Annotated in this window: 13 protein-coding genes; 2 read left to right on the top strand and 11 right to left on the bottom strand. The window is 60.7% G+C overall.

Features of this window, described 5'->3' with window-relative positions:
• Positions 1–59: 59 nt before the first annotated feature.
• The 5 genes from DDQ68_RS12220 to recA form a co-directional block, all read right to left on the bottom strand.
• Positions 60–773, bottom strand: a complete 714-nt coding sequence (locus DDQ68_RS12220; protein WP_109656561.1) for an RluA family pseudouridine synthase — start codon at positions 771–773, stop codon at positions 60–62.
• A 38-nt stretch (positions 774–811) separates the two neighbouring features.
• Positions 812–1,879, bottom strand: coding sequence for a sensor histidine kinase (locus tag DDQ68_RS12215; RefSeq protein WP_109656560.1), 1,068 nt, complete (start codon positions 1,877–1,879; stop codon positions 812–814).
• 206 nt (positions 1,880–2,085) lie between these two features.
• Positions 2,086–2,781 carry a response regulator transcription factor gene (locus DDQ68_RS12210; RefSeq protein ID WP_109656559.1) on the bottom strand — a complete coding sequence of 232 codons (696 nt, stop codon included), beginning with the start codon at positions 2,779–2,781 and terminating at the stop codon, positions 2,086–2,088.
• Between the two features lie 235 nt (positions 2,782–3,016).
• On the bottom strand, positions 3,017–3,829 hold the full coding sequence (locus tag DDQ68_RS12205; RefSeq protein ID WP_109656558.1) for a DUF3108 domain-containing protein: 813 nt from the start codon (positions 3,827–3,829) through the stop codon (positions 3,017–3,019).
• 197 nt (positions 3,830–4,026) lie between these two features.
• Positions 4,027–5,058, bottom strand: a complete 1,032-nt coding sequence (gene recA / locus DDQ68_RS12200; protein WP_245897440.1) for a recombinase RecA — start codon at positions 5,056–5,058, stop codon at positions 4,027–4,029.
• Positions 5,059–5,327: 269 nt separating this feature from the next.
• Here recA and DDQ68_RS12195 point away from each other — a divergent pair, with 269 nt between their 5' ends.
• A complete protein-coding gene (locus DDQ68_RS12195; protein ID WP_109656556.1) occupies positions 5,328–6,554 on the top strand; it encodes a lipid A deacylase in 1,227 nt (408 codons plus the stop codon).
• Positions 6,555–6,749: 195 nt separating this feature from the next.
• On the opposite strand, the gene DDQ68_RS12190 is transcribed toward DDQ68_RS12195, so the two are convergent.
• Complete coding sequence (locus DDQ68_RS12190; protein WP_162550061.1) at positions 6,750–7,313, bottom strand: GNAT family N-acetyltransferase; 564 nt, start codon at positions 7,311–7,313, stop codon at positions 6,750–6,752.
• A gap of 188 nt (positions 7,314–7,501) precedes the next feature.
• Between DDQ68_RS12190 and DDQ68_RS12185 the strand changes: the two genes are divergently transcribed.
• Positions 7,502–8,569, top strand: a complete 1,068-nt coding sequence (locus DDQ68_RS12185; protein ID WP_109656554.1) for an NAD(P)-dependent alcohol dehydrogenase — start codon at positions 7,502–7,504, stop codon at positions 8,567–8,569.
• Between the two features lie 95 nt (positions 8,570–8,664).
• Here DDQ68_RS12185 and DDQ68_RS22845 read toward each other — a convergent pair whose 3' ends face one another.
• From DDQ68_RS22845 to DDQ68_RS12165, 5 genes are all read right to left on the bottom strand, one after another.
• The gene (locus DDQ68_RS22845; RefSeq protein WP_162550060.1) at positions 8,665–9,201 is read right to left on the bottom strand and encodes a Riean_0653 family protein; all 537 of its coding nucleotides are present in this window, start codon (positions 9,199–9,201) and stop codon (positions 8,665–8,667) included.
• 387 nt (positions 9,202–9,588) lie between these two features.
• Entirely contained in the window at positions 9,589–10,035 is a 447-nt protein-coding gene (locus tag DDQ68_RS12180) for a hypothetical protein (protein WP_109656553.1), read from the bottom strand.
• Between the two features lie 94 nt (positions 10,036–10,129).
• Entirely contained in the window at positions 10,130–11,086 is a 957-nt protein-coding gene (locus DDQ68_RS12175; protein WP_109656552.1) for an AAA family ATPase, read from the bottom strand.
• A gap of 141 nt (positions 11,087–11,227) precedes the next feature.
• The gene (locus DDQ68_RS12170; RefSeq protein WP_245897029.1) at positions 11,228–12,616 is read right to left on the bottom strand and encodes a peptidylprolyl isomerase; all 1,389 of its coding nucleotides are present in this window, start codon (positions 12,614–12,616) and stop codon (positions 11,228–11,230) included.
• Positions 12,617–12,862: 246 nt separating this feature from the next.
• Positions 12,863–15,265, bottom strand: a complete 2,403-nt coding sequence (locus DDQ68_RS12165; protein ID WP_109656551.1) for a peptidylprolyl isomerase — start codon at positions 15,263–15,265, stop codon at positions 12,863–12,865.
• Between the last annotated feature and the right edge of the window lie 69 nt (positions 15,266–15,334).

Raw genomic sequence — 15,334 nt, 5'->3', positions numbered from 1 at the left:
CAGTATCTTATAGATTAGCTGACAACTAGCAACTGACGACGAACTTAGCGGCTGGGGCCCTAGCGGTTCTGGGCCAGTACGTCCACCAGCACCCGGAAGTCTTTGGGGTAGGGGGCATCCACCGCTATTTCTTCGCCCCCGAGGCCCGCGAATTGCAGGCGCATGGCGTGCAGGGCAAAGCGCTTGATGAACGGCTGCTCGGTTTCGCCCTCCTTTAGGTTAAACTTCTTCTTGAGCGACGAGAGGAAAAAATCCTCGCCGCCGTACATGCCGTCGCCCACGATGGGGGCCTGGAGGTACTGCAAATGCAGCCGAATCTGGTGCATCCGGCCGGTCACGGGCTCGGCCAGTACAAGGGCGTGGCGAGTGTACGTGTCGAGCGTAGTGAAGTAGGTTTCGGCCTCCTTGCCCTTGTAGGCGAGGCGGGCCTTGCCGCGGGTGGTGGTTTCGATGTGGCGGTCCACGAGCTGGTGCTCCAGGCGCGGAGTGCCCCAGACAACGGCGTGGTACTGCTTTTTCACCTCCCGGCTCTCGAACTGCATGGCCAGGTGGCGGTAGGCCTCGGGGTGCTTGGCAAAGGCCAGGGCCCCGCTGGTGTCGCGGTCGAGGCGGTGGGCGGCCTGGATGTCGTCGTAGTGCTGGCGCGCCATGCGCAGCATATTGGGGGCCCCGCCCACCCGCTCGTCGAGCGTGGCCAGAAAGGGCGGCTTGTTGACAACGAGGTAGTCGTCGCTTTCAAACAGGATAAGGTCGGCGAAATTCGGGAGCTTCATAAGGGCTCCAAAGGTACGGCTGGGGGCCCCGCCCCGGGCTAGGGGGCCCCGGGCGCCACCTTGGGCTTGGGCAATTTGAACTCCATGGTGGTGCCCTCACCCACGGCGCTCTTCACGCGGATGCCCGACTTGTGGGCCTCTACAATGTGCTTGCTGATGGCCAGCCCCAGGCCCGAGCCACCCGACTCGCGCGAGCGGCTTTTATCAATCCGGTAGAAGCGCTCGAAGATGCGGGCCTGGTGCTCGGGGGCGATGCCAGGGCCGTCGTCGCGCACCACAATGCGCACGCCGCGGTGGCTTTCCAGCAGCGACACGCGCACCTGGCCCTGGTCGCGGCCGTACTTCACGGCGTTGTCAATCAGGTTGATGAGCACTTGGCGGATGCGGTTGCGGTCGGCCACGATGGTGAGGTCCACGGTGGCGTACTTGGGCGGCAGTAGTTCGAGCGTGGTACCGCGACGGCGGGCCTTTTCCTCTACCAACTCGAATATTTCGCGTACCAGGGCCACCAGGTCGAAGCGCTGGCGGCGCAGGCGCACCACGCCCTGCTCGAGCTGCGAAATTGTGACTAAATCCTGAATCAGCGCGTCAAGCGTGTCGAGGCTGGTGGCAGCTTTGGTGAGGAACTTGTGCCGGGTGGCGGGGTCGATGTCGCCGGGGCCCTCGGCGTCGAGCACGGTGTGCACGAAGCCCTGGGCGGCGAAAAGCGGCGTTTTCAGCTCGTGCGACACGTCGGCCAAGAACTCGCGGCGCAGGGCCTGGAGGCGCTTCAGCTCGTCAATCTCCTGCTGCCGGCGCTCGGCCATCTGCAAAATCTCATCGCGCACCCGTTTCACCGGCTCGGGCCGAAACAAGAACTTGTTGCTCAGCTTTTTGAACTCCTTGCGCTTGATGTGCTCCAGGCCGGCGTAAATGCCGTTGATTTCCCGAAAAATCAGGGCCTCAAACGTCAGGTACACTAGCAAAAAGCACGCGGCCACCGTGATGCCGCCCGCCAGAAACGCCTCGCGCTGCGGCAGGCCCGGCACCACCAGCGCGCACGCCGTGAGCACGCCCGCTACCAGTAGCGCAATGAGGATGGCGACGGTGCGGGAGGAAAAGTTCATCTATCGTAGTGTAGGAAATATGGAGGATGTGGCAAACGTGGAGAATGCAGTTGTACAAATTGCCCGGTAACAATTTTCAAAAATAAAGCCGACGCTGCCAGCGTCGGCTTCAAAAGATACCGTGCAAAAAGGAATGAATACCAAGGACACTGCGTCAACGCATCCAGCACATTTTCACATCTAACACACTCCCCCATTAAAAAAAACTAGTCGGCGTTGAACCGGTAGCCCACGCCTTTGATGGTTTGGATGTGGTGGTCGCCCACCTTTTCGCGCACCTTGCGCACGTGTACATCCACGGTGCGGGCCAGCACGAAAACGTCGTTGCCCCAGATGTTTTGGAGCAGCTCTTCGCGGTTGAACACCTTGTGGGGTGCGGCGGCCAGGAAGGCCAGTAGCTCGAATTCCTTCTTGGGGAGCGTAATTTTGCGGCCATCCTGGTACACGGCAAACCCGGTGCGGTCGATGCGCAAGCCGTTGATTTCGATGGCTTCTACGGCGGCGTGCGGGTCTTGGTCGCGGCGCTTGAGGGCGGCCAGGCGGCTGAGCAGGGCCCGGGGTTTGATGGGCTTGGCGATGAAATCGTCGGCCCCGGCGTCGAAGGCCGCCACTTCGGAAAACTCTTCGGCGCGGGCCGTCAGGAACAGGATGTATGTGTCCTTGAACTTGGGCTGCTCGCGCAGCAGGCGGCAGGCGGCGATGCCGTCGAGGTGGGGCATCATCACGTCGAGTAGGATGATGTCGGGGCCAAAGGTGGCGGCCACTTCCAGGGCCTGGCGGCCGTCGCCAGCTGAGGCGGTGAGGTAGCCCTCCTTTTTCAGGTTGAATTCCAGCAATTCCACGATGTCCGGGTCGTCGTCGACCACCAGAACTTTGTAAACGGGCGGTTTCGCAGTGCTCATGGCGCGGGGGCTTAGGTGGAATGTTGCCACAAAATTACCGCCGCGTTGCGTCAAGGCAGTGTTACGTTTGTGTGACGCGGGCCTCTGGCCGGGCTACCGACTTTTTCGCCGGCTGCCCGGCAATCGTTAGGCCCCCTAGGAGCGACTGTTACTATGGGGGCTCTAAAAGCAGGCCTAATAATGCAGCGATTGGGCGGCCGGCGAAAAAGTCGGCAGCCCGGGGCCCCGCCGCCGGCTATTGCACCATGTTCACCTGCCATTTCAGGCCGCGGTACTGGTACATGTCCACCTTCACGGCGCCCACGAATAGCTCGGCTTGGAAGAGCACCGGAATCTTGTTGCGGTCATCGGAGAGATATACCGAAATGGCGTTTTCGCCCTTGAAAATCTTATTGGCCGGCATTTTGGGCACCAGCTTGAACGTGCGCACTGTGCCGGCCTTGGTTTCCACAGTTTCGCGGCCTTTGTACACCACTTCGAGCAGGAAGTTACTGCCGTCGAAGTAGGCCGGCATCCGCACTATTTCGCCTGGGTGCATGTGGTCGAAGTTGATGGTACGCAGGTAATAAAAGCCGCTTACCAGCTCCAGGCAGTTGTTGGCCACCTTCACTGATGTGCGGGTGGGGTTCTCTTTGTTGTGGTCCTGCACGTCGGCCACGTCGCGGATCTGGTCAAAGTCCACCGTTTCCTTTTTGTGGTAGCCCTTCTCCGTAATGTCGCGCTGGGCCCGCAGCGGCAGGATGCTGGCCGTATCGATGTAGGCGCGCCACTGGTCGCGGATGCGCAGGAAGAAGTCGAACGAGCCGATGGTGCGCCCGCTCACGGTGGCCTTGTAGCAGGGGCGGTTGGCCACGCGCTCCAGGGCCCCGCTGGTTTCCACGGTGGCCTCGGCGGCGTTGATGAGGCCGTAGTGCACTTTGTAGTTGATGACCTCGCCGCGCCCGAAGCTGGCCTGCGGCAGGTAGCGCACGGCCTCGCCGGGCCCCGTAGCCGGTTGGGCGGCCAGGAGCAGCAAGGCAGACGGAGCAGCGTAAATCCAGCGGCGCATGGGACAAGCAGAAGGGGTAAATCTAAGGCGTAACCAACGACCGGCGTTAGTCAAATGCAGTGCCAGCCCTCAAATAAAAACGCGAAAAGGCCCGCTGCGGATTGCAGCGAGCCTTTTGCTTGGTTTAATGAAAGCTTTTCGGCTGAAAGTGAAAGCCCGGGGGGCCCAGTCGTCAGCCACACCGTGCGGGCGGGTTCTTATAGCGTGTCTTCGCCGTCCTCCACAATGGTTAGGTCCACGGGGATAACGTCGACATCGCCCTTAGCCATCGCGCGGATTTTGGCTTCGATTTCGTCGGCTAGCTCGGGGTTGTCAAGCAGCAGGGTTTTCACGGCCTCGCGGCCCTGGCCAATCTTGGTTTCGCCGTAGTTGAACCACGAGCCCGACTTGCCGATGATGCCCATGTCGACGCCCAGGTCCACGATTTCGCCCACTTTGCTGATGCCCTGGCCGTAGATGATATCGAACTCGACCACTTTGAAGGGCGGCGCGACTTTGTTTTTCACCACCTTCACCTTGGTGCGGTTGCCGGTCACATTGTCCTTATCCTCCTTGATTTGGCCGATGCGGCGGATGTCGAGGCGTACTGAGGCGTAGAATTTCAGCGCGTTGCCGCCGGTCGTGGTTTCGGGTGAGCCGAACATCACGCCGATTTTCTCGCGTAGCTGGTTGATGAACACACAGCAGCAGCCGGTTTTGTTGATGGTGCCGGTGAGCTTGCGCAGGGCCTGGCTCATTAGGCGGGCGTGCAGGCCCACCTTCGAGTCGCCCATATCGCCTTCGAGCTCGCCTTTCGGCACGAGGGCGGCCACAGAGTCAATTACGATGATGTCGATGGCGCCGGAGCTAATGAGCTGGTCGGCAATTTCGAGGGCCTGCTCGCCGTTGTCGGGCTGAGCGATGAGCAGATTGGTGGTGTCGATGCCCAGCTTTTCGGCGTAGGATTTGTCGAAGGCGTGTTCGGCGTCGATGAACGCGGCCATGCCGCCTTTCTTCTGCGCTTCGGCAATCATGTGCATCGTCAGGGTGGTCTTGCCCGACGACTCGGGGCCGTAGATTTCCACCACGCGGCCGCGGGGCACGCCGCCAATACCCAGGGCAATGTCGAGCGAGAGCGAGCCGGTGCTGATGCTCGGGATGTTATCAACTTTGTTATCGCTGAGCTTCATCACCGTGCCTTTGCCGTAGGCCTTGTCCAGCTTGTCGAGGGTAAGCTGGAGGGCCTTCATTTTTTCGGCGGCGACGTTCACTTCGCCCTTCTCGTTCTTTTCGGGTTTGTCCGCCTTTTCGGCTTTATCGGCTTTGAAAGCCTTGGAGGATGCTAATGCCATGTGGGAGGGAGTTGGAAAAAAGGAATTACGTTTGGGTAAAGTTAAGGGGTTTTGGCGGGTTGTGCCCCGTGCATATGCACAAACTCAAGGCTTGCGATACTACTGTTTTTGGGTGGCCTTTTCTAACACCGGGGCCCCCGGTTTTGTGCCATTGGGGTTGGAAATATATGGGGAATTTTCTAAGAATTTTAGTAGCTGTTGGGGCCCTGCTGGTTACGGCCGGCCAGGCCCGGGCGCAGCTAGACAACCGGGCGTTTACTTCGCCGGAGCCGGGCCGCACCAAGTTTGGCAAAAATCCCTCGCTGCTCGCGGAAGGCGCTGATACGGCGGTGAGTCGGGCCACGCCCCAGGCCGGCGACTTGCGCATCAGCCTGAACGCCTTCACCTTTTTCAAAGACAACGAGTACTTCAACGACATTGTGGAGGGCTACACGCTGTTCGGTACTCAGCTCAACCCGCAGCTCGTGTACTACCCCACCAAGGAACTGCGCCTGGAGGCCGGCGTTTTTTTGTGGAAGGATTTTGGCAACCCCACTCTGCGGCAGGTGCGCCCTACCTACCGCGCCACCTGGACGCACGGGCCCCACCAGTTCATCTTCGGTAACATCCGGGCGAACCTCAACCACGGCTACATTGAGCCGCTGCTGGATTTTGAGCGGGTGATGCTAAAGCCGCTGGAGGAAGGCTTGCAGTACCGGCTGCACACCCAGCGCATATCGCTGGACGTGTGGGTGGACTGGCTGCGGCAGGAGTACGCCGGCGTGAGCTACCAGGAGCAGATTGCCGGGGGCCTCAGCGGCAGCTATCGCCTCACCCGGCCCGAAAGCCCGGTGGACGTGTCCATCCCATTGCAGTTCACGGCCCAACACCACGGCGGGCAAATTGATACGCTACACGCACCCGTCCAGACGCTGTTCAACTACGCCACGGGCGTGGTGGCGCGGGTGCCGCTGCACGGGTCGGTGCTGCAAGCGGTGCGCCTCAACGCCTACGGCCTGCTGTTTGACGATCACTCGTTCTCAAACTACCGGCTGCCTTACCAAACTGGTAAAGGACTGTATATCAACGGTACGCTCGAAACTCGCTATTTCGACGTCATGGCGAGCTATTGGCAGGGCCACCAGTTTTTTGCCCCATTAGGTGGCAATTATTATCAGTCCATCGCCTCGCGCTACGGCACGCCCGGCTTTACCGACGCCGAGCGCCGGCTGCTGCTGGTGCGCCTGCTGCGCGACTTCCGCATCTCCGACGCGGCGGCCCTCACCGTGCGCGTAGAGCCAGTGTACGACTTCAACCGGCAGCTACTGGATTTTTCGTTCGGCTTCTACCTCAATTTCCGGCAGGAATGGCTGCTCGGCAACGTGGGCCGACGGATGCGCGCGGGGCAGCAGTGAATCGCGGTGAATCAGTGAATGAGTAAGTTGATGAGTCGGTGAATTAGCAAATAGTAAAACGTCATGCAGCGCGCAGCGCAGCATTTTTCCTGCGCAACTAATCCTGGTTGCTGGCGCAGAAAAGATGCTTCGCTGCGCGCTGCATGACGTTCTTTTTATGCGGTTTTTAACTCACTCATTCGCCAATTCACCGACTCAATGCGATTCACTCATTGGTTTCTCCTGCACGAAGCGGTAGATGCGACCTACCGCGTCGGCGTTGCGAAACCAGGAGCGGCGGGGGGCGGGCTTTTCGAGGTGGAAGCCGGCGGCCAGGGCGACGGCCTGGCCCCGGGCGTTATCGGCGAAGCAACGGATGAGTAGGCGGCGGCTGGACACCGGCCCGAAACCGAAGCTGCACACGGCTGCTAAAGCCTCGCGGGCGTAGCCGTAGCCCTCGGCTTCCTGGGCCAGGTAGTAGCCAATTTCGGACTGCGCGTCGCTCTGGGGCATCAGACAAATGTCGCCGAGGTAGGCCCCCGTGGCGCGCAGCCAGATGCCCAGTACATAGAAGCGCCCGCTCTCCCAGTCGGCGGCGAAGGCGGCCAGGGCCCCGGGGGCGGCGGTGGCGGTGGGCACGGTGCGCAGGCGGTCGGGGAAGGAAGCGTGCAGGCGGGGGCGGTTGTGCTGGAGCAGGGCAAAAAAAGCGTCGGCGTCGGCCGCCTCGTAGGGGCGCAGCAGCAAGCGGTCGGTGAGTAGGGGGATACGCGGAAGCGGCATGGCCTCACGTACGGCAAAAACCGTCCGGTAGTGGCGCGCCGGGGCCCCAGCCAGCCGCGGGGCCGCCAAATAAATAGGCGGCAATAAGCCCCACCGTGGTAACCCGGCGTAGGACCCGGGAGTACAAAGTATCCTCGCCGCCCCGGCCGCGGGGCCCATCATCTTTTTCCAAAACCAACCCCCTCCCCATGTCTGCTGCCATCGGCTACGCTGCCAAAAGCGCTAAAGCTAAACTCGTTCCCTTCCACTTTGAGCGCCGCGAACCCGGAGCCCACGACGTAGCCATCCACATTGAATACTGCGGCGTGTGCCACTCCGACGTGCACCAAGTGCGCGACGACTGGAGCAATTCGCTGTACCCCTGCGTGCCGGGCCACGAAATTGTAGGCCGCGTCACGGCCGTGGGAGACAAGGTAACCCAGCACAAAGTGGGCGACCTGGTGGGCGTGGGTTGCATGGTTGATTCGTGCCAGCACTGCGCTTCCTGCGCCGAGGGCGAGGAGCAATACTGCGAAAACGGGATGCTGGCCACTTATAACGGCCCCTTCAAGCCCGACGGCAGCAACACCTACGGCGGCTATTCGGACCACATGGTGGTGACCGAAAAGTTTGTGTTGCGCGTGCCCACCAGCCTGGGCCACCGGCTGCAAGGCGTGGCCCCGCTGCTGTGCGCCGGCGTCACTACCTACTCGCCCCTGAAGCACTGGAAAGTGGGCCCCGGCCAGAAAGTGGCCGTGGTAGGCCTCGGCGGCCTCGGCCACGTAGCCGTGAAAATAGCCGTGGCAATGGGCACGGAAGTAACGGTCATCACCTCTTCGCTGGACAAGGAAGGCCGCGCCCGGGAACTGGGGGCCCACGACGTGATTTATTCGAAGGATCCCGCTGCCATGCTCAAGCACGCGGAGAAGTTCGACTTCATCCTTAGCACTATTCCCGTGGCGCACGACGTGAACCCCTACGTAGAGCTGCTGAAGCGCGATGGCCACCTGGTGCTAGTGGGGGCCCTGGAGCCGCTTGCCTCGGGCACCAACAACATGCTGGTAGCCAGCAAGCGCCGCAGCGTGGCCGGCTCGTTCATCGGCAGCCTCGCCGAAACCCAGGAAGTGCTCGACTTCTGCGGCAAGCACGGCATCACGTCCGACGTGGAGCTGATTGACATTAAGAACATCAACCAAGCCTTCGGCGACGTGGAAAAGGGGAAAGTACCTTTCCGCTACGTCATCGACATGGCCACGCTGGCCGCGGCGAAAAAATAGGGCCCCCAGCCCATAAAAAAGGCCGGCAACCCAACGTGGGTTACCGGCCTTTTTTGCGTCATAGTTTTTATGGGTTGAAAAGGAAGTGAAACTAATTATAGTCTTTTATCGAAACGGCCCTGGGTGATGCGCACCGAGTCGCAGCCGGGCTGAAAAAGCGTGAAATCGAACGTGCCGGAAACGATGCCAGCCTGTAAATCCAGGCGCGTTATTGTGAATGTACCTTGGCGATAAGTCAACGCAGGTGGTTCTCCATAATAGTTGCAAGGCGCGGATGGGCCGTTATCTATGTAGTTGGCACCATTATCCCCTTTTAAGACGATATCGAATACTCCCGCTTTGCTGACGTGGCTAGCTCCGAAAACCATCCCTTGCAGAACATCTTGCTTGGGTCCCGTATAACGATACGTCTTAATTTGTAGGGATCCTCCTAAGTATGTAGGATCATAAGTTGCCACAAAATTGGGCACTCCGCTGTTCCCGTTAGGGGCCCAAGGTTGGCCGTTGACGAGGCAGCCAAAGGTGCCGGCCCCAGTCTGGGTGGCGGGCGGCAGTTGGTTGGCCAGGGCAGCGGTGTCTTTTTTACAACCTAGCAGTAATGCAAGGGGGAGCAATAGAAATAAAGGCTTCATAGAATAGGGTAAAATAAAAGATGAAATAGAAAGAATTGCGGTTTAGCAGTTGCGAAGCAGCGTATGCTAATTGCTTTCACCAAACGTACAAGCCGATTCAGGCCCTACCAATCCAATAATTAGCCTTGTCAGACTTTTGCCTGAAACTATTACCTCCGTAACTAATTAAATGTCTGTTTAGTAAACGATTAAAATCAGATATTCCAGCCTTTTTGCTTTCTCGTATTTACGCAATCGGGTCAATGTATATTACTGATTATCAATAATAAATGCGATAATCAATTCAGCGATAAAAGGATGGCCTTCTTTTGGGATATGCCCGAAACGCCAGAAGCCGGCTGCTCCACGAGCAGCCGGCTTCTGGCCTTGTTAAAAAGCTAGGGATTCTTATTGTCCGGCGTATTGCCGGGGGCTGCCCAGCATATGCTGGGTGCGCATCACGTTCACCTGGCGGGCGGCTTCGTTGAAGAATTCGAGGCGGCGGATGAGCATTTCCTTGGTCAGCACACGGCCTTCGGGGGTGGCCATCAGGGCCCGCTTATCGGCCAGGATGTGCCGGACGGCGGCCAGCGCGGGGCCCTCCTGCTGCATAAACTGCTGCTCGAACTCGCCCAGCCGGGCCACGCCCTCGGTCGCGAGGCGGAACTGCTCGCCGGCGCCCTGGTTCAGCACCTCGCACAGCACGTACACCTCAATGGGTAGGCTGGTTTCGAGGGCCGTAGCGCGCAAGTCGAGCCCGGCGGCCAGGGCGTCGAGAATGATGCGCACGTTGCGCTCAAATTGCTGGTAGTAGGCTTGGGATTCCATCTTTTTAGCGGGGGAAAAGAACGTCATGCAGAACGCAGTGAAGCATTTCTACTGCGTAAGTAATCATGGTTAGTTACGCGGGAGAGATGCTTCACTGCGTTCTGCATGACGGTCTGAAATGCTACAATAACTCTTTGATAATCTGCTCCACCGTCACGCCCTCGGCTTCGGCTTTGAAGTTGCGCACCAGGCGGTGGCGCAGGATGGGCAGGGCCACGGCGCGCACATCCTCAATATCAGGCGAATACTTGCCGCTGATGAGGGCGTTGCACTTGGCGGCCACCACCAGGTACTGCGAGGCCCGGGGTCCCGCGCCCCACTCCAGCAGCTGCTGGGCCCTGGGGGCGGCGCGTTCGCCCTGGGGGCGGGTTTTGTGCACCAGGCTCACTGCGTATTCCACCACGTTGTCGGCCACGGGCACGCGGCGCACCAGGGCCTGGTAGGCCTGGATTTCGGCGGCCGTCAGCACTTTGCTTACTGTGGGCTGGCGGTCGGCGGTGGTGTTTTTCACGATGTTCAGCTCCTCGGCGTAGCTGGGGTAGCCCAGCTGCACGTTGAACATGAAGCGGTCGAGCTGGGCCTCGGGTAGCGGGTAGGTGCCTTCCTGCTCAATGGGGTTTTGGGTGGCCAGCACGAAGAACGGGCGCGCCAGCGGGTAGCGCTGCCCGGCCACGGTCACGGCGTATTCCTGCATGCTTTCGAGCAGGGCGGCCTGGGTTTTGGGCGGCGTGCGGTTAATCTCGTCAGCCAGCACGAGGTTGGCGAAAATGGGGCCCTTCACGAACTGAAACTCGCGCTGCTGGGTCAGCGTCTCCGAGCCTACGATGTCGCTCGGCATCAGGTCGGGCGTGAACTGGATGCGGTTGAACGACAAATCCAGCGCGTCGGCAATGGTTTGAATCAGCAGGGTTTTGGCCAGGCCGGGCACACCCACCAGCAGGCAGTGGCCCTGGGCAAACACGGCCGTGAGCACCAGCCGCACCACCTCGTCCTGCCCCACGATGACCTTGCCGATTTCGCGGCGCAGGGCCTGGTAGTGGGCCGCGAGGGCGTCGGCGGCTTCTTTGTCGTTCTGCATCTAATTGTTAGTTGTTGGTTGTCAGTTGTTAGGCATCACGTTCCAACATTGCCCTCATTCATTTGCTGGTTTTTCAGTACGAGGTAAACTTGCTAGAAAACCTGGCAACTGACAACCAAAAACTGACAACTAAAAAATTCGTTATAATTCTACGTCGAGTACCTTGCACTGCGCGTACTCAGGCACCACTTCGAGGTACACGGTGCCGCGGTTTTTCACAAACCACTGGTCCAGGACTTTGCTTTTCTTCTCGCTGAGGGCGGCGGCGGCAATCTTTTGGTAGTCGTCGTCGAGGTTAGCCTGGTGCGGCGCCGTGTTCGATTTCAGGTATAGGATGCGCATAGCGTCCTTGCCATCGTCGGTGCGGTAGGGCAGGGGCAGGGTGATGTGGCCCACCTTCATGGTGTCGATGGTGAAGAAAATGGCCGGGTCGAGCTTGTCGAGGGGTAGGCGCGAGCCGCCGTCCTGGCGGTTGGCCAGCAGGCCGCCGTTCGTGCTAGAGGCCTTGTCGCTGGAGTTGTCCTTGGCTGCTTTGGCAAAGCTGATGCTATCCGATAAAATCTGGATGCGCAGGCGGGCCAGCTTCTTCGCCGAGGCGCTGGCATCGGATGCGCCCGTCGCGGGCTTCAGCAAAATGTGGCGCGTGGAATATCTGTCGCCCTTGCGCTCAATGAATTGGATAAGGTGGAAGCCGAACTGCGACTGCACCACCGGCGACATTTGCCCGGGCTCCAGCTTGCGTGAAGCGGCCTCGTACTCGGGCACCAGTTCGCCGCGCTTGAAGAAGCCCAGCAGGCCCCCCTGGGCCGCCGAGCCCGGGTCTTCCGAATACTTTTTAGCCAGCTCTTCGAAACTGGCGCCGGCCAGCACCTGGGCCCGCAGGTCGTTCAGCTTGGCTACGGCGGCCTGTTTGGCGGCGTCGTTCACCTGGGCGGGCACCACAATCTGGCCTACTTCCACCTCAGTGGAATAGTAAGGCAGGCTGTCTTTGGGGATGCGGGTGAAGTATTGGTTCACCTCGCGGGGCGTCACGGCGAGCTTGCCCGTGATGGTTTCCTGCATTTTCTGCTGCACCAGCTGCTCCTTCACCTGGGGCCGCAGGTCATCTTTCAGCGACTTTACCGACTTGTTGTACAATTCCTCCAGCTTCTTTTCCGAGCCCACCTGCTGCACGAAGTAGGCCATGCGGCGGCTTAGCTCGCCGTCCACGGCGGCGTCGGTCACGGTTACGGAGTCCACGTCGGCGCGGGCCAGCATCAGCTTGTTCAGTACCAGGCTCTGCAAAATTTTGCAGCGCAGGTTGGGCGGCAGGGCCTTGCCCTCGGCGCGGGCCGTTTCCTGGGCGTAGATGTTTTCGACGTCCGAGCGCAGTACAATCTGGTTGTCTACCTTCACGATGATGCCGTCGATTATGTTCTGGCCCTTAGGCCGGCTCACGCCCAGCTGGGCCTGCGCCGCCGGGGCCCCGCCCAGCACCAGCGCCAAGGCGCACAGCGTAGCGGCCACCAGCCGATTCAATGGATTATGCATAATCACTTAACTATTTCAGGATAACGGTTGGAACCGGGCCGTAAAGTTACCGCTGCCCGCGTTGCCACGCCCGCGCAACGTGCAAAGCGGCCCGTAAATTTCACCACAAAACGGCCCGCGGCAATAAAAGGAGCCCCGGGGCCCCGCGTTGGTTGCAACCCGCCGGGCAGCCAAGAGCCCCGGCCAGCGGGCCGGGGCTCTTATAAAACGATCATTTTTTCTTAAAAAAGCTTGACCAGCAGTTCGTTACTTGGTAATGAGCTTGTCCACTTCGGGTTGGTTCACCTGCACCGGGTACTGCTGGCGGAGTTGGGCAATCCATTCTTTTTCCAGGAAATTCTGGTAGTCGCTGGTGGCCTGGCCCCGGGCGTCGGCCAGTACCTTGGGGCCCGCGGGCAACTGCCTGGCCACCATGACGGCGTAGTAGCGGCCATCAAACTGGGTGGTGTAGGAGCCGGGCGCGCTGGTCAGAAACTGGTCGGCCGCCTTGCTGTCGCCCTTCTGAAACGCCTTCTGCTGGATTTGCACCGCCAGGGGGTTCTTGGTATTAAAGTGCTGCTCAATGGCTGCGGGGTCGTGGGTGTAGCCACTCAGGTACAGCGCGTCGGCAGAAGCTGGCAGTTTGGACTGCTTACTGCCGATGGTGGTGTTGTAGTCTAAGCGTTTGGCTGGGGCCCCTTTTTCTAGCAAATACGTCTGCACGGCTGCTACGCGCTGCCCACCCAGCACGGCCGCAGCGCGGGTTTTCACCTGGGCGCTGAGGTCCACCCGTAACGTCGTATCGTTCGCCATTTGCCGGGTCACGCCGTCCAAGGCCGCCGTGCTGGCCGGCAGTAAGGTAGCCGTTCCCGGGCGAAACCGAACGGTGGCCGGGATTCCCTTGCTGGTGGGCATCACGGTTTCCGTCATTCCCGCTGTGACGGAGCCCCTCGAAGTCTGCCGCGTCGCGGATGGGGGAATGATTTGGAAGTACTGCATCACCTCTTTGCGCAGGGCCGGCGTGGCGGCGCTCACCACGGTGGCTTGGGCGCGGGGACCCCACTGGTACTTTTCCTGGTTGGCGGCGAAGAACTTCTTCAGGCCCACCGAGTCTTCGATGGCCTTGCTCCACACCTTCTCGTCCATCAGCTGGAACAGTAGGATGCCGTCGCGGTATTCCTTGGCCAGCATCCGGTAGTCCTCGTACTTGGTGTCGAGCGAGTTTTTCTCGAAGTCGGTCAGGCGCTGGTCCACGTACTGGTCGTAGAGCTGCTCCATCACGAAGGCCGGCTGGGCCCCCGGGCGTGGGCGCTGGTTCTGGGCCACGTATTGCAGGAAGTCCCGCACGTAGTAAGGCTGCTGCTCAATGGTGAACAGCACCAGGTTATCGGCGGCATTGGCCTTCTTGCGCTTCGCATCGGCCGGCGCAGCAGGGGCCGTGTACTTGAAGCGGCCGGCTATCAGCGAGGAGTCGGCCCGAGCCAGGGCCTGGGTTTTGGCGGCCGGAATTTCCAGGAACTGGTCTTCCTGCCGGATGCGCTTGAGGAAGGCGGCCCGGTTCAGCTCGGCGCGCGAATCCTTGGCCACCTTGTTTTTCAGCGTTGTCTCCATCGTGGCAAACGCCGGCACCGGCTGCCGCTCCAGCAGCTTGATGATGTGCCAGCCGTAGGGCGTTTGCACGGGCGGGGCAATATCGCCGGGCTTTTGCAAGCGGAAGGCGGTGGCCTCGAACGACGGAATCATGCGGCCGGTGCCGAAGGGCGGCAACTCGCCGCCGTTGGCGGCCGAGCCCGCGTCTTCCGAAAACTGGGCCACCAGCTTGTCCCAGCTCTCGCCCTTGCGCAGGCGGGCGTACAGCTCGTCGATTTTCTTTTTGGCCGTGAGCGAATCCGCGGCCGGGGCGCGGGCGTTCACGCGCACCATCAGGTGGGCCACCTTGATTTCACCCTGCGCCGCTCGCCGGTCGTTCACTTTGATGAGGTGGTAGCCGAAGCGCGTGCGAATGGGCGCCGATACCTGGCCCACGGGCGTTTTGTAGGCGGCCGTTTCAAACGGATATACCATCTGCAGGGCCGTGAAGTAGCCCAGGCTGCCGCCATTTTCCTTGGCCGAGGGGTCTTCGCTCTGCTGCCGGGCCAGGGCCCCAAAGTCGGCACCGCCCACCACTTGCTGGCGCAGGGCCATTACTTTCTGGTACGCGGCCAGCGTGTCGGCCGGGGCCGCGTCGGGACCCACCCGGATGAGGATATGGGCGGCGCTCACTTCCTGGCCCATGCGGTCGTAGGCCTCGCGCACGAGCTGGTCGGTTACGCTCTTCTCTGTGAGGTAGGGCTGGGCCAGCTGCTGGCGATAGCCCTCCAGCTCGCGTTTGAAGGCCTGCGTGGTGTCGAGGCCGCGGCGCTCGGCTTCCAGCACCTTCAGGCGGAAGTTGGTGTATAAATCGAGGTATTCGGCCACGCTGGCGCGGGTGCCGTAGTCGGCGGCCGTGCCGTTGTTTTTGCGGTACACGTAGGCAAACTCGCTGGTCGGCACCGCCACGGGCCCCAGGGTTTCAACAGCCGGCCCGGTGGCCATGGGTTGCGAAGGCCCGGCGGCCTGGGGTTTGGTGGCCTGGCAGCCCGCCAGGAACAGCACGGCGGCCGCGCCAACGTGCAAAAAACGTATGTGCATGGAAGAGAAAAAAGGAACCCACCGGGCTTGGCCGCCAGCACAATACCGGCCGGCCCCATACCCGGACAG

This window comes from Hymenobacter nivis (assembly GCF_003149515.1).
Classification (GTDB): domain Bacteria; phylum Bacteroidota; class Bacteroidia; order Cytophagales; family Hymenobacteraceae; genus Hymenobacter; species Hymenobacter nivis.
The sequence above is the reverse complement of the archived record's forward strand: the minus strand, read 5'-3'. Positions and strand labels throughout refer to the sequence as shown.